This window comes from Collinsella aerofaciens, from assembly GCF_028206795.1.
GTDB lineage: Bacteria > Actinomycetota > Coriobacteriia > Coriobacteriales > Coriobacteriaceae > Collinsella > Collinsella aerofaciens_AX.
This window is the reverse complement of record NZ_JAQLFJ010000003.1, coordinates 132,334-158,590: the sequence shown is the minus strand read 5'-3', so window position 1 is coordinate 158,590 and position 26,257 is coordinate 132,334. Positions and strand designations below refer to the sequence as shown.

Below are 26,257 nucleotides of genomic sequence, written 5' to 3'. Positions count from 1 at the left end.
GGGTAAACAAAGGGTCACGTATGGTGCAAATTTCGCACGCACCCAGACGCTTTGATATAGTGTTGAGAACTCTTTACGTTGGAGGATGTAACCGGCATGTCCGATTCGAGCGACAGTTCTAAGCCGCGACCCAAGACCGCGGCCGTTCCACACTACACGGTGGGTGAGGAGATCATGAACTCCGTCACCCATGGTGTCGGCTGCCTGCTGGGTATCGCGGGCCTGGTGCTCCTGATCGTATTCGCTGCCCTGCGCGGCGGAGGCTCGGCCCACATGGCCGCGGCAATTGTCTATGGCGTCAGCATTATCCTCGAATACCTAGCCTCCACGCTCTACCACGCGATTCAGCCCGCGCGCGCCAAGCGCGTGTTTCGCATCATCGACCACAGCTGCATCTACCTGCTCATAGCCGGCAGCTATACGCCGTTTTGCCTCATCACGCTCGCAAACGACGGCGGCCCTGCGCTGTTCTTTGCCGTGTGGGCCATCGCCATCGTCGGGATTGCCCTCGAGTGCTTTATGCGCGAGCGTCAACCGCACTGGGTAAGTGGCCTGGTCTACCTGCTGATGGGCTGGCTTGTCGTCTTTAAGCTGCCCGAGCTCGTGTCGCTGCTCAACCCCGTGGCACTTGCCCTGCTCGCCGTCGGCGGCGTGTGCTATACCGTGGGCGTGCCGTTCTATATCGCCAAAAACGTGCGCTATCTGCACAGTGTTTTCCACTTGTGGGTGCTCGCCGGCAGCATCTTCCAGTTCATGGCGGTGATCCTCTTCGTAATCTAGCGACCGCGCCCACGGCTCCGCTCGCACGGGCGACCGGCGCAATTGCCCTATCCGGCACCTACGCTTACTGCCCAACGTCCCGAATCTTGGAGGTTCGAGAAACTCCCGATGGACATAACCATCTCCCTTATTACCACGCTCGTTTTAACGCTTATCAACGGCTACTTCTCCATGTCCGAGATGGCTCTCACCACGGCTAAGCGCGCCGTGTTGGAACACGATGCCGAGGAGGGCGATAAGCGCGCCGAGCGCGCCGTCCAGCTCGCCGCCGATTCCGACCAGCTGCTCGCCACCATCCAGGTCGCCATCACGCTCGTGGGCTTCGCCTCGTCCGCCGTCGCCTCGACGAGCCTGTCCGACCCGCTCGCCACATGGCTCATGAGCTTTGGCATCGCGCCGCTTTCCGCCATTGCGCGCGGCCTGGCGCCGGTCATCATCACCGTCGCGGTCGCCTTCGTGTCCATCGTGATCGGCGAGCTCGTGCCCAAGCGCATTGGTCTGGCCAACGCCGAGGGCGTATCCAAGCAGGTCGTGGGACCGCTTTCCGTGTTCCAAAAGATCGCCCGCCCGCTCGTGTGGCTGACTGGTGCCTGCTCCGACGGCCTGGCCCGCATCCTGCGCATCAAGAGCGCCGATGACCGCCAGAACGTCTCGGAGGAAGAGATCAAGTACATGGTCTCGGAGCAGGACGACCTGCTCGACGAGGAAAAGCGCATGATCCACGAGATCTTTGACCTGGGCGACACCGTTGCCCGCGAGGTCATGGTGCCGCGCGTGGACACCACCATGTGCGAGGACGACGAGACAGTCGCCGACGTGCTGTCCACCATGCGCCAGACCGGCTTCAGTCGCATCCCCGTCTATCACGAGGACCCCGACAATGTCGCGGGCATCGCGCACATCAAGGACCTGATCCAGCCCGCGCTCGACGGCAAGGGCGACCAGCCCATTGCCGACTTTTTGCGCGACGCCACCTTTGTGCCCGATACCAAGGACATCCTGCCGCTGCTGTCCGAGATGCAGACCTCGCACGACCAGATCGTGGTCGTCGTGGACGAGTACGGCGGCACGGCCGGCATCATCACCATCGAGGACATCGTCGAGGAGATCGTCGGCGAGATCGAGGACGAGTTCGACCCCGACAACAAGTACCTCACGCGCCTCTCGCGCCGCGAGTGGCTCGTCGATGGGCGTTTTTCGTGCGATGACGCGATTGAGCTTGGTTGGCCGCTCGAGGAAAGCGATGATTATGAGACCATCGCCGGCTGGATTTTGGAGCTTTGCGACTCGGTGCCCGACATCGGAGAGGTGTTTGAGGTCGCAGGGTACAAGTTCAAGGTACAGTCGATGCGTGGCCAGCGTATCTCGCTCATTCGCGTGATCGCTCCGGCCGAAACCGATAAGAAGGATTCCGAGTCCCCGGCAGAGAAGCCGGCGGCGTCGGGTGCGGGCTCTGTGGATCCGCACGATGGCGACGAGTAGGGCAAGGACGAGTAGGGGAGAGTTATGGCAGGCCTGTTCAACATCCTTAAGGTCACCGTCAGCGAGGACAAGATTTGCGCGCACGTGCTGGTGAACCCCGGCATGCCGCTCATGACCTCGGAGGATATCGAGGCCACGGCGCGCGTGTACTACCTGGTGCCCGCGATTGCCAAGCATCTGTGCCTGGGCGATTCGGGTCGCGAGTTCCAGGACTGCATGGGCCAGACCGAGCTTTGCCACCTGCTGGAGCACGTGACGGTCGAGCTCATGAACGAGACCGGTCTTGCCGGCAGCATCTCGTGCGGTCGCACCCGCGTGAGCGAGCATGATGAACGTGTCTTTGAGGTTGAGCTTTCGTGTCCCGACGACGCGTTGGCCATTGGCGCGCTGTCATCGGCGACCTTTATGATGGACTGGGCGTACCTGCACGCTGACCAGCCGGCCCCCGACGTGGAAGGCACGGTCGCTGGCCTGCGCAACCTGGTGCTGGGCATGCGCGCCGAGGCCGAGGGCAAGGACCCGCACGAGGCCGTTGCCGCTGCGAACGGCGAGGACGTGGCCGAGGATGCGCCCGAGCACGACGCTCCTGCCGACGCCGACGCTGGGCCCGTTGCCGAGGCGCCTGCTGAGCCCGAGTCTGCGGAGCCCCAAGGCGTCCCGAGCTTTGACGACGAGCCGCAGATGCCAATCGATACCGAGGGCGCGGTCGTCGAGAACCACGAGGCCCCCGCGGCCGTCTTTGGCGGTGCGGCAACGGCTCCGTCCGGCTCGGCGCACGAGGGCAGCCTGCCGCTCGTCGATGGCGCCGGCGAAGACCCGGCTGCTACGGTGGCCATGCCGGCTGCGCCTCAGGAGTAGGCTCACTCGCTTATCACCATCATGTACCTGTGCTTTTACCGTACGCAGATGAGCGCGACGGCAAGTGTTGCGCTGCGGGTATAATGGACAGCATTCAAACGGTGGGCATCGAGGTGCCCGCAGGAGAGGAATGATCATGGGAAAGACTTTCAGCTTTGTCTCCGGTGCGCTCTTTGGTGCTGCCGCCGGCGCTATCATCGGCGTTGCTCTGGCCCCGCGCTCGGGTGCCGAGACCCGCGCCATGGCCGCCGATATCGCCAACGATGCCTGGGACAACATGCGTGACACCTACGAGCACAGTGCCGAGGAGGCTCGTGCCGCGGTCAACGACTTTGGTCCGATGGTCGACGCCAAGACCGATGACCTGCGCGCCAAGGTTGACCTGGCCCGCGAGCGCATGGACCAGCTTCGCGAGCAGCTCAACGACGCCATCTCGGGCGGCAACGTAACGCCTGCCGCCGACGTCGTGGTCGAGAACGCCGTCGAGGCTGATACCGAGGCTGCGGAGCCCTCGACCGAGGCATAATGCGCGCCGGGGATTTTGTCGGCGCCAAGATCTATCGCAAGCCTACCGAGGACAAGCGCACCAAAAAGGACGGCACGCCGCGCAGCCCTAAAAAGCTCGGAAAGATTCACTTTCCGGTCTTTACCCCGGGCGGTACGCGCGTGGTCGGCTTTATGGTCCGCCAGTCCGATATCGCGGGCATGATCGAGCGCCCCGACCGATTCGTAGCGCTCGACGCCATTGGTGTCTACGAGGGCGCTATTGCGGTCGATGACGTCAAGGACACGTACGATACCGCCGCCGCCAAGCGCCTCGACATCAACTTGGACGATTGCATCATCTGGGTCGGTATGGACGTGCGCACGGAATCGGGCGACGTCGTGGGCTATTGCTCGGACGTTGAGTTCAAGCCACGCTCGGGCATCGTGCAGGCATTCTATGTGACCGCCGGTGCCGCTTCGAGTGTGCTGGTGGGCGACACGCAGATGCCGCCGACGATGCTGCGCGGCTATGAGAACGGCGCGATGATCGTTTCGGACGAGGTCAAGTCGCTCGGGTATTCGGGCGGTGCCGCTGCAAAGGCTGCCGAGGCAAGCGTCGTTGTGGGCGACAAGGTCAAAAAGGGCGCCAAGGTGCTCGATGACAAGGGATCGGTCGCCGTGGACAAGGGCAGTCGCGCACTGGGCAAGCAGCTCGGCAAGACGCGCGGTATGTTCAAGGCCTTTAAGGACGAATACCAAAAGGCGAGCGGAGGCTCGTCTAAAGCTACAAAATAGCGACGTACCAAATGATGGGAGGCAAGCCGGAGACCTGTTGCTCCGGCTTGCTGTGTTTATGGGGGAGGGCACATGCGCCAAAACGGATCCAACTTAAACGGGCGTTCGGGTGCGCGTCCGACGGCGCGCCGCGACCTGGGGCAGCTGCCCAGCGGTCAGCGCCGTCGCCGCCGTAAGCCCGGCGCGATGTACCTCAACCATAGCCGCGGGTTTAGCGACCGCAGCGCGCGCATCGGCAACGGGCGCTCGCCGCGCCGACCGTCCCGTCTGCCCTATGCGCTCATTGCCGTGGGCTGTGCGCTCGTGCTGTTTATCGCTGCCGTCGTGGGCTACGTCAACCGCAGCGTGGACGTGGAACTCAACGGGCAAAAGACCGCGGTGCGCGTGGGCTCTACGCTGCAGAATCTCATCGACGACCAGGAGTTGACTGACACCTACGACGCAGGCGACCTGCTGGCCGTCGATGACAGCGTGCTCAAGCGCCATGGCGGCGAAAAGCTGTCGGTTAAGGTGGACGGCAAGCGCATAAAACAGGGCAAATGGGATAGCCGCGAACTTGAGGGTGGCGAGAAGGTGACGGTCAAGGATGGCCGTAACACCTACGAGAAGCATGAGGTTCAGGCTACGGTTATCGAGCCCAAGCTCAAGGTCGAGGGCACGGGCGCTATCGAGTATGTGCAGACATGGGGTGTCCAGGGCCGCTCCGAGGTGTGGGTTGGTGAGCAGTCGGGCAAGACGCAGGACCGCGGCGAGGTTGTGCCCGCCACCGATTGCGTCGTTGCGTGCGCCAGCGTGGCGCCCAAGGGCAACAAAAAGTACGTGGCGCTGACGTTTGACGAGGGTCCGAGCGGCGCCACCAAACAGATCTTGCAGGTGCTCAAGGAAAAGGGCGTCACCGCGACGTTCTTCCTGTCGGGCGATGCGGCCGAGGCCTCGCCTGCCACGGCCAAGGCGATTGTCGATGCCGGGTGCGAGATCGGATCCAACAGCTACAGCGACGATTCGCTCAAGGGTCAGGACCGTGAGACGGTACGCGAACAGATCACGAAAGGCACCGATGCGATTAAGTCGGCGACCGGCGTGAAGACGATGCTGCTGCGTGCTCCCTACGCTGCCTTTGACGAGCAAAACTGGATTGATGCGATGGACCTGGTCTCCGCCGTGGTCTCGTGGAATATTGACTCGGGCGACTGGCTGCTCAACGGTGCCGACGAGCAGGTCTCAACGGTGCTCGATTCGGTGACGCCGGGCAATATCGTGCTGCTCACCGATAGAGACGAATGCGCCGAGCAGACGCTCGAGGCGCTGCCGCAGATCATCGACGGCCTTGTCGCCGACGGCTACAAGATCGTGACGCTCAGCGACCTGGTCAAGACGGACACGTCGCTGAGCAAAAAGCTCACCTCGCTGACGAAGGTCACCATGCCCAAGGACGCCGTGTTCCCCCAACTTGCCGAGGACGATGACACCACAGAGTAGTCATTGGGTAGTCGTTTAAGAACGTCCCCAATGGCTATGTCACGGATACGTCAGCGTTTGGTATGCCTGCAATGTGCAGCGCATAAATTCGATGCCGCAGGGCGATGCTGATGCTATAGTTACTGCGGTTAATGAGGGTCAAGAGAAAGGTTACAGGTGAAATCCAAACCTCGACCATACAGTCGATGACCCCATGCAGGTGCTTTTTGCGCATGCACGGGGTGTAAGCGTCGAGCGGCGTGCCGCCCGCGCATGCGTATACATATCCAGAAGCCCCCGGACGCCGCACGCGCGGCCGCGTCCGGAGGAATAATGATGGGGAGCACCATTGAATTATCTGAGTGAGATGCTCAAATTGCCAGTCTTGGACGTCGACGGCGAAAAGCTCGGCGTGGTCAACGATTTTGGCATTGCAACCGGCGAAGTTTTTCCGCACGTGACGTCGCTCGCGTTCCGCGGCCCCGGCAAGACGCCGTTTATGATCAGCTGGCGCAAATGGGTCGACCGTATCGACGAGACGGGCGTGTATCTCAACACGTCTGCCACCAATATTCGCTTCTCGTACCTGCAGCCGACCGAGCTCCTGCTGGCGCGTGACGTGCTCAATAAGCAGATCGTCGACACGCAGGGCATGAAGGTCGTGCGCGTCAACGACATCAAGTTTTCCATGTCGGGCGAAAACCAGCTGCGCCTGTTGGGTGCCGAGGTCGGTGCCCGCGGTCTGCTGCGCGCGATCAGCCCCGCACTCGAGCACGTCGTCGAGGGCTTTATGAAGCACCTGGGCAAGCCGCTCAGCGAGGACATCATCGCTTGGTCCTACATGGACCTGCTCGACCGCTCGACTAAAAACATCCAACTCTCGGTGTCGCACAAGACGCTCGGCGAGCTGCACCCTGCCGACATCGCCGACATTATCGAGCAGCTCGACCCGCGCCTACGTGCGCAGGTGTTTGCGCAGCTCGATACCGCCCAGGCAGCCGAAGCTATCTCGGAGTTCGATGACGACGAGCTTATGACCGAGATGCTCGAGGGCCTGTCCGACACGGACGCATCGTCGATGCTGGCCATGATGGACCCGGACGACGCTGCCGACCTGATCGACGAGCTTGATTACGAGAAGGCCGAGAAGCTCCTGCGCCTGATGGGCGTCAAGGAGGAGAAGGCGATTCGTAACCTGCTGGGGTATGAGGACAACACCGCCGGCCGCATCATGACCTCGGAGTTTGTCTCCCTGCCTGCCACGGCAACGGTCGGTGACGCCATCGAGGCGATTCGCGAGCTCGACGAGGACTTCGAGAGCGTCTACTACGTCTATACCGAGGATCCGAGCGGCATGCTGACCGGTGTGCTTTCGCTGCGAACGCTGATCGTAGCCGATCGCGACGCCACGCTGGGTCAGCTGGCCTATCGCGACCTGGTCTACGTGTCGCCCGACGAGGACCAGGAAGACGTAACGGACGAGATGACCAAGTATGACCTGGTCGCTATCCCCGTCTGCGACGAGAACCGCCACATCCTGGGTATCGTAACCTTCGACGACGCCATGGACGTTATCGCCGAGGAGCATCAGGAGGACCTGCAGATCGCTGGTGTCGGCTCGGGTGACAGCGCGTCCGACGACTCGACGAACGTGCTCAGCTGGTTCGTGCATCGCCAGTACTGGGTTGTTGTATGGGGCATCGCGTCGTGCATCATGGCGACCGTGCTGGGAACGGCGCTCGGCTCCGCGCATCTGGTGGTGTTCCCCATGTGCGCCATGCCGCTCGTGCTGCTGGCGGCCTCGCGCATGGTGTCGTTCGTCAAGAACTACTTCCTGGAGTATGACGGTCACGACGACGAGCCCAAGCCGTATCTGGGATTCTTCTTCCAGAGCACGGGCATGGGCCTGATTCTGTCACTCGTGACCTACCTGTGCGCCCAGCTGGTGCGCACCGCCGCGTTCCCCGATGCGCCCATGTTTGAGGAGCAACTCTTTACCGGGTGCTTTAATATCGCTGCCATCATTTGCCTGGTTGGCAACATGAGCGCCGTGATTTACCTGATGGTGCTGTTCTGGCGTGACGAGCATGACCTCAACACGTCGGGCACCGCCATGAACGTCATTGCCGTCATGATCTCGTGTGTGGCGTATTGCATCGCCGCGGTGCTGCTCGCCATGTCAGTCATGGGTTAGGTGGTCGCGTGCAAAATACCAAGCAAAAGTCGGGCACCAAGCAAAAGTTGACCATCGCGGCCATCTTTGGCGCTATGGGTCCCGGTCTGCTGGCGGCGCTTTCGGGCAATGACGCCGGCGGCATTGCAACGTATTCCAGTGCGGGCGCCAGCTATGGCTACAAGATGCTCTGGATGCTTCCCGTCATGACTGTGCTGCTCATCGTGACGCAGGAGACCGCGGCGCGCTGCGGCTGCGTCACGGGTAAGGGCCTGGCATCGCTCATTCGCGAGCGCTTTGGCGTGCGCAAGAGTGTACTTGCTATGGCGGCGCTGTTGATCGCCAACACGGCTGTGACCATTTCGGAGTTTGCGGGCATCGCCAGCGGCCTTGCTCTCTTTGGCGTGCCGGCGAGCATCTCGGTGCCGTTGGTGGCGCTGCTGGTATGGATGCTTACCATGTCGGGTAGTTTCCAGCGCATCGAGAAGATTCTGCTGCTGGTGAGCTGCGTGTTCGTGACCTATATCGTCGCCGCGTTTATGGCTGGCCCCAACTGGGGTGAGGTCGCGGTCGACCTGGTCGTGCCCAACATTCAAAATGACCCCAGCTACGTGTCGCTCGTGGTCGCAACGATCGGTACCACCATCGCACCGTGGATGATCTTTTTGGCTCAGAACAACGTGGTCGATAAGAATGCGGGCGAGGACGACATTGTGCTGCAGCGTATTGATACCGTGAGCGGCTCGATCGCTGCCGATATCATTGCCGGCTTTATTATCATCACGACCGGCACGGTGTTGTTCCCGGCGGGTATTCAGATTAGCGATGCTGCCGATGCTGCCCGCGCGCTGGAGCCTATTGCGGGTCAGTGGTCTACGGTACTGTTTGCCTCGGGCCTGGTCGCGGCGAGTTTCTTGGCTGCCTGCGTGCTGCCGGGCGTTACGTCGAGCGCTATCTGCGAGGCATTTGGCTGGGAGCGCGGTGCCGATCGCAGCTGGGACGAGGCCCCGGTCTATCGCGGCATCATTACGGCCATCATCGGCATCTCTGCCGTGCTGGTGCTTATGCCCGGCGTCGATCTGTTCCAGATTATGATGACCTCGCAGGTCATCAATGGCGTGCTGCTGCCCGTGGTTCTGGTGTTCCAGGTGGTTATTGCCGCTGACCGTCACATTATGGGCACTAACCGCAACGGCCGCGTGTGGAATGTGCTCACTTGGGCGACTATCGGTGTGATTACGGTGCTGACGGTCGTCATGTTTGTTCTGCAGGCGATGGGTTACAGCGCTTAGCGCCTCTTTTGGGTTTCGAGCGGCCGCTGCCATGGGCCGCGGCCTGTTTTTTGCCCGCTATAGGGCGTTAGTTATATGGCAGTGGACAAAAAATGCCAAATATGAGTACTGTTGCCTTGCCGATAGCATTTACGACCAAGAAAATAATGAACATAGTTAAGAATCTGTTTATTAAAAGCGGGTCTCCAAGTCCTAAGCCGGCCATTCTGGTCAACTGGAAGGGTCGTGCGCTACCGCATGAGCGCCATTTTGGGTGGTTTTGCCTGCTACTAAAATGGTAACAGTACTCATATTTGCCACTTTTTGTCCACGACCTCTTGGAGTCGGCTCGAAAAGAGTGATTTTGGGTTGTTTGCTGCGGGTGTGGGCTTGGAAACAACGTTCGGGGTGGCGAGGCGCCCAGAATTCGGTCGCAAGGAGGGCGTTCCTCGGCTGTGTCAGGAGTGTCCCTGGGTGCCGGCATATAAGGAACGTCCCTAACTGCCGGAGGGGGTGCCTGCCGTGGCAGGCACCCCCTCCGGATGTGGGAAGTTTGCGCTGCAGGTTACTTGTCGGTGCCCAGCTTGTGCGGCTTGAGAGCGAGCGCATTGACGAGTGCGTCGGTGGCAGACTTGACGGCCGCCGGCTGCGGATCGTTGACGTGATCCTCGGGATGCACGGGCAGGTCCTTCTTGACTGCATCGTGGATCAAGTTGAGGTACTCAGTCACGCCAGTGGTCGACAGGTGCGTGCCATCGCCATCGAACAGGTCGTTGCGATTGGCACTGTATCCGTACCAGTCGATAACGCGCACGTTCTTGTAGCGCGTGGCGGCGTTGGCGATGGCCTGGTTGGTAGAGCCAACCCACGGCTGCGGGCTGCGCGTGTTCACAAACACCACAATACGCTTATCTCCTGCATCGGCCATGATGGCGTCGATCTGGTCGTCGGTTACCAAGCCGTTGGTGCCCAGCGCAAAGACCACGATCTTGCCGGCAAGGTTCTGTTGGAGATAGCCCTCAAATGTCGCGCGGCCCGCATCAAACTGGCGGCCCTTTTCGGCATCGATGTGACTGTGGGGGAACACGCCGTCAAAGGAATCGACGGCGCGCAGCGACACGGAGTCACCGATCATCAGCAGGTCGTAGGATCCGTCGGGGAAGCCGTCGTTGTCCTTGTCGGTGTCGTCGGCCGCCTGCTGGTCGGTGGGCGCGGTGTTTTTGGCTTCCTTGTTGAGGACTTCGGCGCCCTCACCGCTCAGTGCGGAGGTCTCCGGCACAAAGATCAGGCCGCCCAGCGCGATAACAAGCACGATCCCGCAAGTGGCGCACACGGGAATATGCGCGCGCACCCAGTTGGCGGGCGTGGTGGTGCCGTCGCGGAACTCGGATACGGTGCGCCCAAAGGCGCCCTTTCTAAACGGCGTCTCGATAAAGCGATATGAACATTCGGCTACGGCGACCACCAACAGCACCTGCAAAATGTACTGCCACCACGGTGTATCGTTGATGTTGGCGACCGGGTTCATAAGCAACAGCAGCGGATAGTGCCACAGGTAGATGCTGTATGAGCGCTTGCCAACCCACACGAGCGGCTCGGCGGACAGCGCGCGGGCAACCATTCCCTGGGGCTGCACGCAGGCCGCGATGACCATGAGCGTGAGGATGGAGCATAACAGCGTGCCGCCGCGATACTGGAACGCAGTGTAGCCGTTGGTGAGCGCGACCATGGCGGCAAGGCCAACCAGACCCACGACGCCCAATACATCGATGGATGCGGGCGAGGACCAAAAACGCACGAGGGCGCTCGGCTGAGTCGGGACGGTCTCGGCTGCGCCGTCGGTCGTAGCGTCATGCTTGCTCTCGGCGTTCTTGCCGTGCTTGGCGGCGTCAGCCAGGCGATTGAGCCCCAAACGATGAGCGAGACGCACCGGCGCCAGGTCGCGATCGGGGATAAAGGCCATCCAGGCGCCCAGCAGCAGCGAGAACAGGCGGGTGTCGGTGCCGTAGTACACGCGGCTGGGGTCGGCGGCGGGGTTATAGAGCACCATCATGGCGATGGCGGAGACAGCAGCCAGGCCCAGAACCACGCGGCGCGTGTTGGGCTTGCTCATGTGCATGGATACCATAGCGAGCAGCAGCGGGGGCCAAACCAGGTAGAACTGTTCCTCGATGGCGAGCGACCAAAAGTGCGTAAGCGGCGAGGGATCGCCCAGAGCATTGAAGTACGAGACGTTTTGGGCAATCTGCCACCAGTTGTTGAAGAACAACAGCGACGGCAGGATGTCGGGGCGCATCTTGGTGAGCATCACGTGGTTGAAGACGGTGCACAGCGCACAGGTCACCACCACGACGGTCACCACGGCGGGGACCAGGCGACGGATGCGGCGGATCCAGAAGCTCTTGAGGTCGATGCGGCCGGTCTTAGCGACTTCGTTGAGCAGCAAGCGCGTGATCAGATAGCCCGAAAGCACAAAGAAGATCGTGACGCCAAGCAGGCCGCCCTGAGCCCACGTGAGGTTAAGGTGATAGAGCACCACTGCGACGACGGCAAGCGTGCGTAGGCCGTCGAGGGCGGGGATATAGCGGGACTTGGGGCGAGCAGGCGTCTGCTCCGCGGCGGGAGTGTTGGCGCGGCCAGCGTTGTTGGCAGAAGCGCGATGGGGGCTCGCGGTGCGTCGCGGTTCGTAGGCACGGCGCTCGCCCTTCACGCGTTCGTGCGGCGCCGGCTCGTTGCCCGTGCGGCGTCGACCGCGCGAGCCCGATTGCGAGAATTGTTCCATAAAACATCATCCAATGACGAGAATAATCAGCATGTATTCATTGTAGCTGCCTGCCCCTGTGAATGCTTGCTGCTGGCGCAAGCTCAAGCGCGCGTCCACATCAAAGTGGACTAAAGTTATAGGGGGTGCGAGAGTGCACAATCGTTGGTCGACGGTGGGCGCAAAGCCTGAAGACGAGGAGGTTTCCATGGCGGATCACAGCATCGTTGCGGTGTTCGGCAGCATGAACATGGACCTTTCGGTGGCGTGCGAGCGCATGCCGCGCGCGGGCGAGACCGTCGGTGGCAGCGGTTTTATCACCAACGCCGGCGGTAAGGGAGCCAATCAGGCCGTTGCCGCTGCGCGCATGGGTGCGCGCACGTGCATGATCGGCGCTGTTGGGCGCGATACCTTTGGCGATGCGCTTGTGGCAGGGCTCCAGGATGCCGGCGTGGGCGTTGAGTTTGTGGCGCGTCGCGATGACGTGGAGACCGGTACCGCGACTATCATTCGCTGTGAGAGCGACAACCGCATCGTGCTGTCGCCGGGCGCCAACCATGCGCTTGCGGGCGAGGACGTTGCCCGCGCACTGAGGCGCTTGGTGGCCGACGAGCTCGACGGCGATGCCAGCGAGATTGCCCCGGCTGTCGGAAGCGTCTTTATTGCCCAGGGCGAATGTGACCTTGCGGCGACGGCCGAGGCGCTTGCTTGTGCTCACGAGCTGGGGTTCTATACGATCTTTAACCCGGCGCCCGCCTGCGACCTGCCTGCGGAGGTCTGGCCTGCGGTCGACCTGGTCTGCCCCAACGAGACCGAGTGCCAGGTACTGACGGGCATTCTGCCCACGGATGATGCGAGTTGCGTCGCCGCGCTCAATGCGCTGCTCGACAAGGGCGCCGGGGCTGCGGTCATCACGTTGGGCGGCGCCGGCTCGGTTACGCTCGGCGATGGCGGTGAGCCGCTGCGCATGCCGGCGCTTTCGAGCGCGGTGGTCGATACGACGGCCGCGGGCGATACGTTTATCGGCGCGTTGGCGGCGGCTCGTCTGGAGGGCCTGCCGCTCTTTGAGTGCATGGCGGCGGGTGCTCGCGCCTCGGCGGTGACGGTGTCGCGCCTGGGCGCTCGGCAATCAATTCCCACGCGTGCGGAAGTCGAGCACAAGTTTGGTTTAGACGGTTTGGATGTAGACGGAGAAGCGGAGTAGAACAATGGCAATCAAGAAGCTGATCCTTGATCTGGATATGGGTGTGGACGATGCGATGGCGCTCGCCTATGTCATCGCGAGTCCCGAGGTGGAGCTCGTCGGCGTCACCACGTGCTTTGGCAACGTGCGCGTCGAGCAGTCGGCGCACAACTGCTTGGCGGTGCTCGACCTGTTGGGCCGTCCCGAGGTGCCGGTGTACCTGGGCGCCGATCGTCCCATGAAGGCGACCGAACCCTACACGCCGCCGGCGTCCACCGCGCTCATTCACGGCAAGAACGGTATTGGCGGCGCAAGCGTGCCCGCCTCGCCGTACGAGCCGGTGGGCGCGACGTCGGCCGACGGCAATGCGGCGGTCGATTACCTGATTGATGCCGCGCGTACCTATGGCCCCGATCTGGTCTACGTAGCGACTGGCCCGCTCTCCAACCTGGCGCTCGCCCTGGAGCGCGATGCGGCGGCGATGATGTCCATCGGCCGCGTGGTCGTGATGGGCGGTGCCCTGACTGTGCCCGGCAACGTGAGCGCGGGCGCCGAGGCCAACATGGCGAGCGACCCCGAGGCAGCCGACGCGGTGCTGCGCTCGGGCCGTAAGCTCACCATGGTGGGTCTGGACGTGACGCATCGCGTGGTGCTCACACGCCGCGACATTGCCGGCTGGACGGGCTCGGGCACTATGGCTGGCTGCGCATTTGCGAGCATGGTCGAGCACTACATTGGCTCGTACGAGATGAACGCGCCCTACCTGGGCGGCTGCGCGCTGCATGATCCGCTGGCGGTTGCCGTGGCGATTGATCCAACGCTCGTGGGTGCGCTCGGCTGTAACCTGCGTGTTGACTTGCTGGGTGAGTATCGCGGCCGCACTATCTGCGACGAGCACCGCCTGTCCGATCCGGACAAGAGCGCGCTTGTGGCGCTGACCGTCGACGCCCCGCGCTTCCTGACCGAGTTCAAGACGCGTATGGCCCGTGTCCTTGGCTGATCCGCAAGATTGAGACGGCCTCCCAATCGTTTCAACGCTTCCAAAACCGTTCACGGACGATATGCTACCGTTGGTCGGCTGTGGACGGTGCTCCCCGCGAAGATATGGGCTATCATTCTTTGCTGCGCGGATTGTTACTTCTAGGGAGGCATGCCCGCGCCTCGATACAACGGATTGTTACTGGTAAGGCATGACCGCGATAGCTCGGCTATTTGCAGTCATGCCTTTTCTTTTTGATAATTCCGAAAGGAGGTTCAATAATGCTTGCGATTAAAAAGCTCAACAACAATGCCGTTCTTTGCCGCGACGGGCAGGGGCGCGACGTGATCGCCATGGGCAGGGGCGTCGGGTTTGGGGGAGAATTTCCCCGCGAGCTGCCGCTCTCTAAGATTGAGCATACGTTTTATGACATCGACCCCAAAGGGCAGGACGTCATGCGCGACCTTCCTTCTGAGATCGTGATGTTCACGGCCAAGGTGATGGACATCGTCGCCAACGAGCTGCCCTATGATCTGTCGACCAAGGCGACATTGTTCATGGCCGATCACCTGTCATTTGCGGTGGAGCGCGCGCAAAAGGGTTTTCGTATTGCGATGCCTCTCGCCTATGAAGTGCGCGAGACATATCCTAAGGAATACAAAGCGGCGCAGTTTATCGTTATGAGGCTCGAAAAGGAGCTTGGTGAACGACTTCCCAAAGAAGAGATTGCCAGCATTGCCATGAATCTCGTCAATGCGCGGGTTGTTCAGGCCATCGAGACCGCGAGCAAACCCACCAAGCAGTTTGACGATATGCTAGAAGATGTCACTGAGATCGTCGAGAGTGATTTTCGCATCATCGTTGACCGCGATTCCTACGATTTCACTCGCTATGCCACGCATCTGCGGTACCTGTTCAAGCGCATTCAAGCCGGCGAGTCGCTGAACAGCGCCAACATGCAGATGTACAAGAACTTTCGTGAGGAGTTTCCGCAGTTGGCAGAGTGCGTGAAGCATATCGGTTCCTATTGTCGTGAAACGTGGGACGCCACGCTCTCCGAGGAGGAGGAACTCTATCTGATGATCCATCTCAACCGGATCATCTCCAAAAAAGGATTGTAACCCGTAGCCATTCGGGGCATGACCTTTGCCGATTCGAACAGTAAGCCAAGATTGTGCAAAGGAGCCAATGATGGCAAATTACAAAAAGGTGGCAGAGCAGATTCTCTCCACTGTGGGCGGGGCGGAAAACGTGGCTTCGGTTACGCATTGCATGACGCGCCTGCGCTTCAACCTCAAGGATGAAAGCCTCTCGAATGATGAGAAGCTTGAGGACATCTCGTCTATCATCAGCGTCGTGCACGCCGGAGGGCAGGTGCAGCTGGTGGTCGGGCCCACGGTCGACAAGGTCTACGACGAGGTTTGTAAGCAGGGCGGATTCGAGGTCACGGTATCGATTGACGAGGAACTCGATGGCCCTCAGCTTAGCTGGAAGGAGCGCTTGGCGCCCAAGCACCTCTTCAATCAGCTGCTCGATGCCGTGAGCGGCGCTATCACCCCGATCCTTCCGATCTTTTGTGTCGCCGGTATCTTCAAGATGCTCGTTATTCTGTTTGGGCCCGAAGGCGCCGGTTTTATGTCCGAAACGAGCGACCTGTATCGGATCCTTTCCCTGGTGGGCGATGCGGCGTATTACTACTTCCCGGTGTTTGCCGCCTATAGCTCGGCTAAGAAGTTCAAAACGAGTCCTGTGCTGGCACTGCTCATCGCTGTTGTGATGATTTATCCCGACATGCTCGCTATTGTTGAGGACGGAAAGCCTTTCAGCGTCTTCGGCATCCCCATGCAGCTCGTCAACTACACCCAGGCTGTTCTTCCGGTCATCTTGATCACCTGGGCCCAGTCCTATGTTGAGCGCTTCTTTAAGAAGATCTCGCCTGATATGTTGCGCATTCTGATCGTACCCGTGGGTACGGTGCTCGTGATGTTGCCGGTCGCGCTGTGCCTCTGCGGCCCTGCCGTCCAATTTGTCATGGGCCTTGTGGCCGATTTCATCATTTGGCTCGCCTCTGTTGCCGGTCCCGCTGCGACCGCGGTTATCGGCGCATTCTGGAATCTGATCATCGCCACCGGCATGCACGTGCCGATCTATACCGCCATATTGCCCGCCGCGCTCCAGAACGGTTACGACGCCATCTTATACCCCGGCACCGCGGTTGTAGCCTACACCACGCTTGCCATCGCGCTCGCCTATGGCCTGCGCGCTAAGGGCAAGGAGAGTCGAGCCACGGGCTGGAACTTGTTCATCACCTATGCCTTCGGTCGCGTGAGTGAGCCCATCATCTACGGCATCCTGTTTCGCGACAAGAAGGCTCTTACCTGGAACATGATTGGTGGTGCTGTCGGTGGTCTGCTGGTAAGCCTTCTTCATGCCAACGTCTATATCTTCACTGGCGTTGGTTTCCCATGGATGAACGTGCTCATGTTTGCTCAGGATATCATCCCTGGCACCATCGGGTGTCTTGCTGGCGGTGCCGTGACGTTTGCGTTGGCGATGATTTTTGGATTTGAAGGACAGGAGAAGATGCCGTTGAAGTCCAAGAGCGGCGATTCTGAGGCCGTTGAATCCGTCGAGGCATAAGAGGCTACTACACAAATATGCTCCCCAGCCGTTGCGCGGTCCGACCCCTTGGCCGCGCAACGGTACTGTGCTGTTGCGCGGCACTTGCCGAGTCCGTTGCGTTCGACAGTGTGGGCCGGGAATTTGATAGAAAGGACGACACCATAATGTTTAGAGAAGATTTTTTATGGGGCGGGGCTCTGGCTGCAAACCAGTGCGAGGGAGGATGGAACGAAGGCGGTCGCGGTTTAGCCAATTCCGACATGCTGCCGTTTGGCGATCAACGCATGGACGTCATGCGGGGAGACCTTGATCCGCGTGCGTTGGCACCCGACAGCTTCTATCCCGCTCGCAAGGGCATTGATTTTTACCATAGGTACAAGCAGGATATTGAACTGTTTGCCCAGATGGGTTTTAAATGCCTGCGCTTATCAATCGCCTGGAGCCGCATTTTTCCCAAAGGAGACGAAGCCGAGCCCAATGAAGAAGGCCTTGCCTTTTACGAGGATGTTTTTAGGACGTGTCGCGCGCATGACATTGAGCCTTTGGTGACGCTCAACCACTATGATGTCCCCATGCATCTCGTCGATGCGTATGGCGGATGGCGCGATCGCAGGTTGGTCGACCTGTTCGAGCGATATTCGCGTACCGTGTTCGAGCGCTATCGGGGATTGGTCAATTATTGGCTGACCTTTAACGAGATCAACATCATGACGCAGGCGTGCTTTATGGCGGCGGGGATCATCTTCGAGCAAGGGGAGAATCGCTATGCAACGGTTCACACGGCCGTGCACCATGTATTGGTTGCGAGCGCCCGTGCGGTCGGGGCGTGTCATGAACTGTGCCCTGGGGCGAAGATCGGTTGCATGCTCAACGCAGGTGTCTTCTATCCGGCTACATGTGATCCGGACGATGTGCTGGCTGCGCAGGCTGAGAATCGCAGCCATTACATGTTTACCGACGTCCAGGTGCGCGGTGCGTACCCGAGCTATGTTCTCAAGGAATACGCCCGCCATGGTTTTGAGGTGCCCTATCGGGATGATGACCGCGAAGTACTGGCTGCAAACCTGGTCGATTTCGTCTCGTTTTCGTATTACTCGACGCGCGTCGCAAAAGCGCATGCGGAAGGTCAGTTCGATTCGAACCTTCTTCGCTCGGCGCCTAATCCGTATCTAAAACAGGAGCCTTGGGGGAGGTTTATCGACCCCAAAGGGCTGCGCGTCACCATGAATGAAATCTGGGATCGCTATCAAAAGCCGCTGTTCATCGTCGAAAACGGTTTGGGTGCTCCTGATGTGCCGGAAGATTCGGGTGAAATAGAAGACGACTATCGAGTTGAATACCTGCGGGCCCACATCGAGGCGATGAGGGAGACCGTCGAGCTCGACGGGGTGGAACTCATGGGATATACCTGTTGGGGCCCGATCGATTTGGTTTCGGTCGCCACAGGACAGATGCGTAAGCGCTACGGGTTTATCTATGTCGATCGAGACGATAGCGGTGCGGGCTCGTTTGAGAGACGTAAAAAGAAAAGCTTCGAATGGTACCGACGCGTAATAGCAAGCAATGGCGAAGACCTTGCGTAATAACGTTAAGATGGACAAATGCGCCCGTTGGGGGAATAGTCGCGTCGCTTCGCTTGACAACAGGCTAAACTAGCTATTAAACATTTACTATTCTGTTTAGATTGAATTTGCGGTCGTTTAGTTGTCGAGTCACGGGGCGGTCAGGCCACGATGCTCCGCCACGACCGTTGCTAGGGGGAACAATGGCCAAAGCAAGTGTTCGCGAAATCAGCCGCATCACCGGTTTTTCGCCTGCGACCGTGTCCAACGCGCTCAACCGCAAGCGCAGCGTGAGCGAGGAGACCGCCAAAGTCATCCTGGAGTGCGCGCAGTCGCTCGGCTATCAGCAGTCGACGCAGCTCGAGAGCATCCAGTTTGTGCTCGCGCGCAAGACGGGCGCCATCCTGGACGAGAGCACCTTCCATCCCGCGGTTATTGAGGGCGTGGAGCGCCAGGCGCGTCGCCACGGCATGAGCACGAGCTTTGTCTCGCTCGACTTTAGCGACCTGGACGCCGTGCGTCCGCAGGTCGAGGGCCTGATCGCCGACCCGTCTGCCGCCATCGTGCTGATGGGTACCGAGCTGGGTGAGGAAGATTACGCCCTGTTCGCCAACGCTGCCGCCCACCTGATCGTGCTCGACGGCTGGAGCGACCGCCAGTACTTTGATGCCGTAGTCATTGCCAATACCGATTCGGTGCTGCGCGCCGTGGACTACCTTATCGAGAAGGGTCACAGGCAAATCGGCTATCTGGCAGGCGATCTTCGTATCCGCAACTTTAAGGATCGCGAGCGCGGCTATCGCCAAGCGCTTGAGGATGCGGACCTCGAGGCCAATCCGGCATGGCACGTCACGCTGGGCACCACGCTCGAAGGTGCCTATCGCGATATGGGTGCATGGCTCGACAGCGTCTCACGCGACGACCTGCCGACGGCTTTCTTTGCCGAGAACGACGTGCTCGCCGTGGGTGCCATGCGCGCGTTCAACGAGCACGGCATTCGCGTGCCCGAGGATGTCTCGATCATCGGCTTTGACGACCTATCTCTGGGCGCCTTCTCCAACCCGCCACTCACCACGGTGCATGTTCCCAAACACGAGGTGGGCGAGATCGCGGTGCGCCGTCTGGTGGGTAACATCCGCAATCCCAAGAGCTATACCTGCAAAACGGCCGTGTCGACCTATTTTGTCGAGCGCCAGAGCGTGCGCGAGATCTAGGCGGAGACGGCATCGTCTGCGGCGTGTCAAAGCACGCCAGGGCAGTAAACATAGCGCTATTCAAAAGAGGATCCTTCAGGGTCCTCTTTTTGTTTCCCTTGTATGTTCAGTTCGTTTACATACCGTTTGGGCTGATTTCTCTACCGTCTACGGGTATTTCGCGCTAAACTTCTAAACAGAAGAGTAAAACATTTAGTAAACAGAACAAAACGAAACACACATCTGTTTACTGAACATGTGATTAGGGGAGGACGTACATGGATAAGATCAAGCTCGGTTTTGTGCCCACGCGCCGCAGCATCTTTAGCGCGCCGGACGCGATCAAGTATCGCGGGCTGACGGCTGATCGCCTGCGCGAGATCGGCGTCGACATCGTGGATATCGACGATATCAACGACGAGGGCCTGCTGTTCGACGACAGCCATATCGAGCCTATCGTCAAAAAGTTCCGCGCCGAGGGCGTCGACGGCATCATGCTGTGCCACGCCAACTTTGGCACCGAGTACGTTTGCGCCCGCCTTGCCCGCGAGCTCGGCCTGCCCGTGCTGCTGTGGGGCCCGCGCGACGAGCGCCCCGAGCCCGATGGTACCCGTCTGCGCGATAGCCAGTGCGGCCTGTTCGCCACCGGCAAGGTACTTCGCCGCTTCCAGGTTCCCTTCACCTATATGACCAACTGCCGCCTGACCGACCCCGAGTTCGAGCGCGGCGTTTGGGACTTCTTGGCCGTGTGCAACGTGGTCAAGACCTTCAAGCACACCCGCATCCTGCAGATGGCCACCCGCCCGTTCGACTTCTGGTCGACCATGTGCAACGAGGGCGAGCTGCTCGAGAAGTTCAACATCCAGCTTTCGCCCATCCCCATGACCGAGCTTGTCCAGGCCGTGCGCGACGCCCAGACCGACGAGCAGGCCATGTCCGCCATGCTCGCCCACATTAGCGACAGCTTTGAGATCTGCATCCCCGAGGACAAGGTTCCCGCCGTTGCCGGTCTCGCCATCGCCATGAAGCGCCTGGTAAAGAAGTACGGCTGCAACGGCGGTGCCATCCAGTGCTGGAACGCGCTTCAGGACGAGCTGGGCATTATGCCCTGCGCCGCCAACGCCATCCTCAACGAGATGGGTATCCCCATCGTATGCGAGACCGATATCCACGGCGCCATCACCGCGCTGATGGTCGAGGCTGCCGATTTGGGTCGTCACCGCGGCATGTTCGCCGACTGGACCGTGCGCCATCCCGATAACGAGAACGGCGAGCTGCTGCAGCACTGTGGCCCCTGGCCCTGCAGCTGTGCGGCCGTCAAGCCCAAGCTCACCTACCCGCTGGCGTTCGATCACCCCGGCGCGCTGACGGCCGAGGCCAAGCACGGCGACCTCACCCTTGCTCGCTTTGACGGCGACAACGGCGAGTACTCGCTGCTGCTGGGCAACGCCCGCGGCATCGACGGCCCGGCCGGCATGGGCACCTACCTGTGGGTCGAGGTCGACAACCTCAAACGCCTCGAGGCCAAGATCGTCGAGGGTCCCTACATCCACCACTGCGTTGCCATTCACGCCAACGTGGTGCCGGTGCTCTACGAGGCATGCAAATACCTCGGCATTGTCCCCGACCTGTACGACCCCATCGAAGAAGACGTCAAAGCCTACCTGCGAGGAGAGTAGAAATGGCAACGATTGAAGAGCTTGAGTCCCTGCGTTGGGACCTGCGCCGCGATTGCGTCGATATCATCATGGCTGGCGCCGGCGGCCACATCGGCGGCGACATGTCGGTGATCGACGCCCTCATGACCCTCTACGCCAACCACCTCAACATTTCGCCCGAGACCGTCGACGATCCCAACCGCGATCGCTTCGTGCTCTCCAAGGGCCATGCCATGGAGGCCTACTACGCGGTACTCTGCCACGAGGGCTATCTGGACCTCGACGACGTCAAGGCCCGCTTCTCTAAGTTCGGCAGCCCCTACATCGGCCACCCCAACAACAAGCTCAAGGGCATCGAGATGAACTCGGGCTCGCTGGGCCATGGTCTGCCCGTGGCCGTCGGCATGGCGCTTGCCGGTAAGATGGACGGCCGCGACTACCGCGTCTACACCATCATGGGCGACGGCGAGCTTGCCGAGGGCTCGGTCTGGGAGGGCGCCATGAGCGGCGGCAACTACCAGCTTGATAACCTGTGCGCGCTCGTGGACCGTAACCGCCTGCAGATCAGCGGCAGCACCGAGGACGTCATGAAGCAGGACTCGCAGGAGGAGCGCTGGGCCGCCTTCGGTTGGAACGTGCTCTCCATTCCGGGCAACGACATTCAGGCCATCGACGCCGCGCTGACGCTGGCCGCCGAGACCAAGGGAAAGCCCACGGTTATCATCCTCAACACGGTGAAGGGCTACGGCTCGCCGGTTATGGAGGATAAGGCCGCCTGGCATCATCACCTGCCCAACGACGAGGAATATGCCCAGATCATCGCCGATTTCGCTGCCCATAAGGAGGCCATCAATGGCTAACAAGATCGCCAACCGCAAGGCTATCTGCGACACGCTGCTCGAGGGCGCCGCAACCGATAAGGACATCGTCGTCCTGTGCTCCGACTCCCGCGGCTCTGCATCGCTCACGCCGTTCTTTGACCAGTATCCCCAGCAGTCCGTCGAGGTCGGCATTGCCGAGCAGGACCTGGTGAGCATCGCCGCCGGCATGGCCTCGTGCGGCAAGAAGGCCTGGGCCGCCTCGCCGGCGTCCTTTGTGACCACGCGCTCGTATGAGCAGTGCAAGGTCGATGTCTCGTACTCCAACACCAACGTCAAGCTCATCGGTATCTCGGGCGGCGTTTCCTATGGCGCCCTCGGTATGAGCCATCACTCCGCGCAGGATATCGCCGCCATGAGCGCGATTCCCAACATGCGCGTATATCTGCCGAGCGACCGTTTCCAGACCGCCGAGCTCGTGCGTGCCCTGGTCGCCGACAACAAGCCGGCCTACATCCGTGTGGGCCGCAACCCGGTGGAGGACGTGTACACCGAGGACGAGTGCCCGTTCCAGATGGACCGCGCCACCTGGGTGCGCCGCGGCACCGATGTGGCGATCGTCGCTACCGGTGAGATGGTCCGCCACGCCGTGGACGCCGCCGATCTGCTGGCCGAGCAGGGCATCTCGGCAACGGTGCTCGATATGTACTGCGTCAAGCCGCTCGATGCCGAGGCCGTGATCGAGGCCGCCGGTGCCACGCGCGCCGTCGTGACCGTCGAGGAGCACAGTCCCTTCGGCGGCCTGGGTTCCATGGTCGCGCAGGTCGTGGGTGAGCACTGCCCGCGTCCGGTCAAGTGCCTGAGCCTGCCCGACGCGCCGGTCATCACCGGCACGAGCCCCGAGGTCTTTGCGCACTACGGCCTGACGGGCGAGGGAATCGCCAAGACGGTCGCCGAGTTCCTTGGCAAACAGTAGAAACAGACGCTGCGCGGCCGCCAAGCACCGCACCTTGCCGTTCAAACCGTCGCTTGCGTACACAGAGTACGCGGCGCTCCTCTTTCACGGCAATCTGTGGCACTTGCCGGCCGCTCGCTCCTTGTCCGTCGGGTTGTAGTTTTTGAATCGACGGGGGAGACAGGAGAGTACATGAGCAAATACATCATCGGAATCGATCAATCCACGCAGGGCACCAAGGCGCTGCTGGTGGACGAGGGCGGCCATTTGATTCATCGTGCCGACCGCTCGCATCGCCAGATTGTCAACGAGGCCGGCTGGGTGAGCCATGATCCAGCCGAGATCGCCGCCAACGTGCTGGCCGTGGCGCGCGCCGTGGTGGAGGAGACCGGGGTCGATCCGGCCGACGTCGCCGGCATCGGCATCTCCAACCAGCGCGAGACTACCGTTGCCTGGAACCGCACGACGGGCGAGCCGCTGTGCGACGCCGTGGTGTGGCAGTGCGCCCGCGCCCGCGAGCTGTGCGACGAGCTGGCCGCGCGCGAGGGCGTGGCCGAGCTGGTGCGCGACACGACGGGTCTAGTGCTCTCGCCCTACTACCCGGCGGGTAAGATGGCCTGGATCCTCGCGAACGTTCCCGCGGCTGCCGAGGCCGCTGCAGCGGGCGAGCTGTGCCTGGGCACCATCGATGCCTGGGTGGTCTGGACGCTCACGGGCGGCACGGAGTTCTGCTGCGACTGGTCCAATGCCAGCCGCACGCAGCTCTTTGATCTGCGCCGTGGCTGCTGGAGCGAGCCGGTGTGCGAGGCTTTTGGTGTCGATCCTGCCTGCCTGCCGCAGGTGACCGATTCCGATGGCCTGTTCGGCACAACGGACCTGGGCGGCTTTTTGCCGGCGCCCGTGCCGGTGCACGGCGTGCTGGGCGACAGCCATGCGGCCCTGTTTGCGCAGGGTTGCCACAGCCGCGGCATGGCCAAGGCGACCTATGGCACCGGCAGCTCGGTCATGATGAACGTCGGCGACGAGTTCGTTGCCAGCTCGCATGGTCTTTCGAGCTCGCTTGCGTGGCGTATGGACGGCGTGACCGAGTACGTGCTCGAGGGCAACGTGAGCTACGCCGGCGCCGTCAAGACCTGGCTGCGCGACGACCTGGAGCTCATCAACAATCCCGAGGAAGTCACTGATCTGTGCTACGCCGCCAATCCGGCGAGCCGCGTCTACTTTGTGCCGGCGTTTACCGGCTTGGGCGCGCCGCACTGGGCGAGCGATGCCGAGGGCTGCGTCTTTGGCATGACGCGCACCACGGGCCGTGCGGAGTTCGTAAAGGCCGCCGACGAGTCGATCGCCTATCAGATTTTCGACGTCATCGATGCGATGGTCGAGGATTCGGGCGCGGCGCTGGCCGAGCTTCGTGTTGACGGCGGTCCCACGCGCGACGCGTACCTGATGCAGTTTGAGAGCGACTTGGTTGGCTCGCCCATCCGCATCGCGAGCAACGACGAGATGAGCGGCCTGGGTGCGGCCTGGGCCTGCGGCATTGCGCTGGGCATGTACACGCGCGATGTCGTCGACGTCTACGGCGCCCGCGGCATCGTGGAGCCGTCGATGCCCGCCGACGAGCGCGCCAAAAAGATCGCCGGCTGGCGCCACGCCGTGAAATCAACGATTGCCTACACAGCCTAGAATGGTTTTTCTGGGACGGGGATTAAAAAATCATTGGTCCTCGTCCCAGGTAGTCAATTTGGGACGGGGCTTTTTTGACTGGTATGATTGGTGCGACCATTCGAACCAGCTAAAAGAGCCCGTCCCAATTTGACTATCGAGAGGATCTGCCATGGAGCGCATCGCGAGCTTTTCTGTTGACCATCTGCTGCTTGAGCCCGGCGTGTATGTGAGCCGCATCGACCGCGATCCGGCGACCGGCGCCGCCGTCACCACGTTTGACCTGCGCCTGACCACGCCCAACAAGGAGCCGGTCATGAACACGGCCGAGTGCCACACCATCGAGCACCTGGGCGCGACGTTCCTTCGCAACCATGCCGAGTGGTCGAGCCGCATTGTCTACTTTGGACCCATGGGCTGCCGCACGGGCTTTTACCTCGTCGTGTTTGGTGAGGTGACGAGCGAGGAGATTCTGTCGCTCGTGCGTGAGCTGTTCGAGTTTGTCGCCGGCTTTGAGGGCGATGTCCCCGGTGCCGCTCCCGAGGAGTGCGGTAACTATCTGGACCAGAACCTCCCCATGGCAAACTGGCTCGCACGCCGCTACCTCGACCGCGACCTGGCCGATATCGACGAGAAGCACCTGCATTATCAGCAGGCGTAAGGGCTTTATCGCCTAAAACGCACGGATTGGGCGCCTTCGCTTATGCGGGGGCGCCTTTTTGTTGAGTGGTCAGGACGAGCGTTCAAAATCGCTCATGTTTGTTCTAGAATGTTCGTATAGTCACATTTACGAACAGGAGTGAACATGCATATCTACTCTGTCTCTGATCCCGAGTTCAAGTCCTATGGCCGCGTGTGGGATGACGTTCCGTCCAGCCTGACCGCTCCACTCGTCGAGGCACTCGCGGCTACGCCCATCCCCGAGGGCAGCAAATACGTGGCCTCCGCGCCCGAGCTCGAGCAGGTTGAGGGCGCCGACACGCTCGGCCTGCTCATGTACGGCGGCCGCCCCTTCCAGCTCGGCTGGTGCAACGGCCACAACACACGACTCAACTGTCTGGAGTATCACCGCGCGAGTGAGTTTAACCTGGGCGCCCGCGACTTTATCCTGCTCGTGGCGCATCGCTGGGAGATCGAGGACGGAAAGCTCGATACCGCGTTCGTCAAGGCGTTCCGCGTGCCGGCGGGCAAGGTTGTCGAGGTCTTCAACACCACGCTCCACTACACGCCGTGCATGGTCGATGAAAGCGGCTTCCAGGTGATGGTGGCGCTGCCCGCCGGTACCAACGGTCCGCGCCCCGAGGCCGCAACCGACATGCCTGCCGCCGGTGACAGCTACTGCTACTGGAAGGCCGACAAGTGGGTCCTCTGCCACGCTGACAGCCCCAAGGCAGCCGAAGGCGGCTACGTGGGCCTCATCGGAAAGAACCTCGACATCACCGTGGACTAGAATCTTCTGTCTCAATCTGTAACACCTAGCGGGCTAGATCGTCTCTACCTGTTACAGATTTAGACAAACTGCAGGGGACAGGCCGAACAATCTCAATCTGTAACACCAGGC

21 protein-coding genes are annotated in these 26,257 nt (G+C 61.1%); 20 read left to right on the top strand and 1 reads right to left on the bottom strand.

Going from position 1 to position 26,257, the window contains the following annotated elements; genetic code table 11:
• Nucleotides 1–96: 96 nt before the first annotated feature.
• The 8 genes from trhA (at nucleotide 97) to PMX70_RS02935 (ending at nucleotide 9,324) form a co-directional block, all read left to right on the top strand.
• The gene (gene trhA / locus PMX70_RS02970; RefSeq protein ID WP_271742830.1) at nucleotides 97–780 is read left to right on the top strand and encodes a PAQR family membrane homeostasis protein TrhA; all 684 of its coding nucleotides are present in this window, start codon (nucleotides 97–99) and stop codon (nucleotides 778–780) included.
• Nucleotides 781–888: 108 nt separating this feature from the next.
• Entirely contained in the window at nucleotides 889–2,262 is a 1,374-nt protein-coding gene (locus PMX70_RS02965) for a hemolysin family protein (protein WP_271742829.1), read from the top strand.
• 24 nt (nucleotides 2,263–2,286) lie between these two features.
• Entirely contained in the window at nucleotides 2,287–3,120 is an 834-nt protein-coding gene (locus PMX70_RS02960; protein WP_271742828.1) for a cyanophycin synthetase family protein, read from the top strand.
• A 136-nt stretch (nucleotides 3,121–3,256) separates the two neighbouring features.
• Nucleotides 3,257–3,646 (top strand): YtxH domain-containing protein, encoded by a 390-nt coding sequence (locus tag PMX70_RS02955; protein WP_099432470.1) that lies wholly within the window; start codon nucleotides 3,257–3,259, stop codon nucleotides 3,644–3,646.
• Nucleotides 3,646–4,401 (top strand): PRC-barrel domain-containing protein, encoded by a 756-nt coding sequence (locus tag PMX70_RS02950; protein ID WP_271742827.1) that lies wholly within the window; start codon nucleotides 3,646–3,648, stop codon nucleotides 4,399–4,401. The genes PMX70_RS02955 and PMX70_RS02950 overlap by 1 nt, the downstream gene beginning before the upstream one ends.
• 72 nt (nucleotides 4,402–4,473) lie before the next feature.
• Nucleotides 4,474–5,880, top strand: coding sequence for a polysaccharide deacetylase family protein (locus tag PMX70_RS02945; protein ID WP_233502635.1), 1,407 nt, complete (start codon nucleotides 4,474–4,476; stop codon nucleotides 5,878–5,880).
• A 328-nt stretch (nucleotides 5,881–6,208) separates the two neighbouring features.
• Nucleotides 6,209–8,053: a magnesium transporter gene (locus PMX70_RS02940; RefSeq protein WP_117735884.1), complete on the top strand. Its 1,845-nt coding sequence runs from the start codon at nucleotides 6,209–6,211 to the stop codon at nucleotides 8,051–8,053.
• 74 nt (nucleotides 8,054–8,127) lie between these two features.
• Complete coding sequence (locus PMX70_RS02935) at nucleotides 8,128–9,324, top strand: Nramp family divalent metal transporter (RefSeq protein WP_117769790.1); 1,197 nt, start codon at nucleotides 8,128–8,130, stop codon at nucleotides 9,322–9,324.
• A gap of 544 nt (nucleotides 9,325–9,868) precedes the next feature.
• Here the strand turns inward: PMX70_RS02935 and PMX70_RS02930 are convergent.
• Nucleotides 9,869–12,085, bottom strand: a complete 2,217-nt coding sequence (locus tag PMX70_RS02930; RefSeq protein WP_271742826.1) for an acyltransferase family protein — start codon at nucleotides 12,083–12,085, stop codon at nucleotides 9,869–9,871.
• Nucleotides 12,086–12,272: 187 nt separating this feature from the next.
• Here PMX70_RS02930 and PMX70_RS02925 point away from each other — a divergent pair, with 187 nt between their 5' ends.
• The 12 genes from PMX70_RS02925 (at nucleotide 12,273) to PMX70_RS02870 (ending at nucleotide 26,146) form a co-directional block, all read left to right on the top strand.
• Nucleotides 12,273–13,268 (top strand): ribokinase, encoded by a 996-nt coding sequence (locus PMX70_RS02925; protein WP_271742825.1) that lies wholly within the window; start codon nucleotides 12,273–12,275, stop codon nucleotides 13,266–13,268.
• A gap of 4 nt (nucleotides 13,269–13,272) precedes the next feature.
• Entirely contained in the window at nucleotides 13,273–14,247 is a 975-nt protein-coding gene (locus PMX70_RS02920; RefSeq protein WP_271742824.1) for a nucleoside hydrolase, read from the top strand.
• A 260-nt stretch (nucleotides 14,248–14,507) separates the two neighbouring features.
• Entirely contained in the window at nucleotides 14,508–15,347 is an 840-nt protein-coding gene (locus tag PMX70_RS02915; RefSeq protein ID WP_117774381.1) for a PRD domain-containing protein, read from the top strand.
• A 70-nt stretch (nucleotides 15,348–15,417) separates the two neighbouring features.
• Entirely contained in the window at nucleotides 15,418–16,866 is a 1,449-nt protein-coding gene (locus PMX70_RS02910) for a PTS transporter subunit EIIC (RefSeq protein ID WP_271742823.1), read from the top strand.
• Between the two features lie 146 nt (nucleotides 16,867–17,012).
• Nucleotides 17,013–18,431: a 6-phospho-beta-glucosidase gene (locus PMX70_RS02905; RefSeq protein WP_164473267.1), complete on the top strand. Its 1,419-nt coding sequence runs from the start codon at nucleotides 17,013–17,015 to the stop codon at nucleotides 18,429–18,431.
• A 182-nt stretch (nucleotides 18,432–18,613) separates the two neighbouring features.
• Nucleotides 18,614–19,624 (top strand): LacI family DNA-binding transcriptional regulator, encoded by a 1,011-nt coding sequence (locus PMX70_RS02900; protein ID WP_118328597.1) that lies wholly within the window; start codon nucleotides 18,614–18,616, stop codon nucleotides 19,622–19,624.
• Between the two features lie 257 nt (nucleotides 19,625–19,881).
• On the top strand, nucleotides 19,882–21,282 hold the full coding sequence (locus tag PMX70_RS02895) for an L-fucose/L-arabinose isomerase family protein (RefSeq protein WP_271742822.1): 1,401 nt from the start codon (nucleotides 19,882–19,884) through the stop codon (nucleotides 21,280–21,282).
• Between the two features lie 2 nt (nucleotides 21,283–21,284).
• Complete coding sequence (locus PMX70_RS02890; RefSeq protein ID WP_192934535.1) at nucleotides 21,285–22,121, top strand: transketolase; 837 nt, start codon at nucleotides 21,285–21,287, stop codon at nucleotides 22,119–22,121.
• Nucleotides 22,114–23,055 (top strand): transketolase family protein, encoded by a 942-nt coding sequence (locus tag PMX70_RS02885; protein ID WP_271742821.1) that lies wholly within the window; start codon nucleotides 22,114–22,116, stop codon nucleotides 23,053–23,055. Before PMX70_RS02890 ends, PMX70_RS02885 begins: the two co-directional genes overlap by 8 nt.
• Nucleotides 23,056–23,226: 171 nt before the next feature.
• Entirely contained in the window at nucleotides 23,227–24,717 is a 1,491-nt protein-coding gene (locus PMX70_RS02880) for an FGGY family carbohydrate kinase (protein WP_271742820.1), read from the top strand.
• A 151-nt stretch (nucleotides 24,718–24,868) separates the two neighbouring features.
• Nucleotides 24,869–25,357 (top strand): S-ribosylhomocysteine lyase, encoded by a 489-nt coding sequence (locus PMX70_RS02875; RefSeq protein ID WP_055252152.1) that lies wholly within the window; start codon nucleotides 24,869–24,871, stop codon nucleotides 25,355–25,357.
• Nucleotides 25,358–25,501: 144 nt separating this feature from the next.
• On the top strand, nucleotides 25,502–26,146 hold the full coding sequence (locus PMX70_RS02870; RefSeq protein WP_055252151.1) for a DUF4867 family protein: 645 nt from the start codon (nucleotides 25,502–25,504) through the stop codon (nucleotides 26,144–26,146).
• Nucleotides 26,147–26,257: the final 111 nt, after the last annotated feature.

Excerpts from the sequence above, each read along its gene's own strand:
- PMX70_RS02930 (WP_271742826.1), bottom strand. The coding sequence starts at position 12,085 with ATGGAACAATTCTCGCAATCGGGCTCGCGCGGTCGACGCCGCACGGGC.
- PMX70_RS02895 (WP_271742822.1), top strand. The coding sequence starts at position 19,882 with ATGGATAAGATCAAGCTCGGTTTTGTGCCCACGCGCCGCAGCATCTTT.
- PMX70_RS02955 (WP_099432470.1), top strand. The coding sequence starts at position 3,257 with ATGGGAAAGACTTTCAGCTTTGTCTCCGGTGCGCTCTTTGGTGCTGCC.
- PMX70_RS02915 (WP_117774381.1), top strand. The coding sequence starts at position 14,508 with ATGCTTGCGATTAAAAAGCTCAACAACAATGCCGTTCTTTGCCGCGAC.
- PMX70_RS02890 (WP_192934535.1), top strand. The coding sequence starts at position 21,285 with ATGGCAACGATTGAAGAGCTTGAGTCCCTGCGTTGGGACCTGCGCCGC.
- trhA (WP_271742830.1), top strand. The coding sequence starts at position 97 with ATGTCCGATTCGAGCGACAGTTCTAAGCCGCGACCCAAGACCGCGGCC.
- PMX70_RS02910 (WP_271742823.1), top strand. The coding sequence starts at position 15,418 with ATGGCAAATTACAAAAAGGTGGCAGAGCAGATTCTCTCCACTGTGGGC.
- PMX70_RS02885 (WP_271742821.1), top strand. The coding sequence starts at position 22,114 with ATGGCTAACAAGATCGCCAACCGCAAGGCTATCTGCGACACGCTGCTC.
- PMX70_RS02920 (WP_271742824.1), top strand. The coding sequence starts at position 13,273 with ATGGCAATCAAGAAGCTGATCCTTGATCTGGATATGGGTGTGGACGAT.
- PMX70_RS02880 (WP_271742820.1), top strand. The coding sequence starts at position 23,227 with ATGAGCAAATACATCATCGGAATCGATCAATCCACGCAGGGCACCAAG.
- PMX70_RS02870 (WP_055252151.1), top strand. The coding sequence starts at position 25,502 with ATGCATATCTACTCTGTCTCTGATCCCGAGTTCAAGTCCTATGGCCGC.
- PMX70_RS02875 (WP_055252152.1), top strand. The coding sequence starts at position 24,869 with ATGGAGCGCATCGCGAGCTTTTCTGTTGACCATCTGCTGCTTGAGCCC.
- PMX70_RS02925 (WP_271742825.1), top strand. The coding sequence starts at position 12,273 with ATGGCGGATCACAGCATCGTTGCGGTGTTCGGCAGCATGAACATGGAC.
- PMX70_RS02935 (WP_117769790.1), top strand. The coding sequence starts at position 8,128 with ATGGGTCCCGGTCTGCTGGCGGCGCTTTCGGGCAATGACGCCGGCGGC.
- PMX70_RS02900 (WP_118328597.1), top strand. The coding sequence starts at position 18,614 with ATGGCCAAAGCAAGTGTTCGCGAAATCAGCCGCATCACCGGTTTTTCG.
- PMX70_RS02960 (WP_271742828.1), top strand. The coding sequence starts at position 2,287 with ATGGCAGGCCTGTTCAACATCCTTAAGGTCACCGTCAGCGAGGACAAG.
- PMX70_RS02965 (WP_271742829.1), top strand. The coding sequence starts at position 889 with ATGGACATAACCATCTCCCTTATTACCACGCTCGTTTTAACGCTTATC.
- PMX70_RS02945 (WP_233502635.1), top strand. The coding sequence starts at position 4,474 with ATGCGCCAAAACGGATCCAACTTAAACGGGCGTTCGGGTGCGCGTCCG.
- PMX70_RS02950 (WP_271742827.1), top strand. The coding sequence starts at position 3,646 with ATGCGCGCCGGGGATTTTGTCGGCGCCAAGATCTATCGCAAGCCTACC.
- PMX70_RS02905 (WP_164473267.1), top strand. The coding sequence starts at position 17,013 with ATGTTTAGAGAAGATTTTTTATGGGGCGGGGCTCTGGCTGCAAACCAG.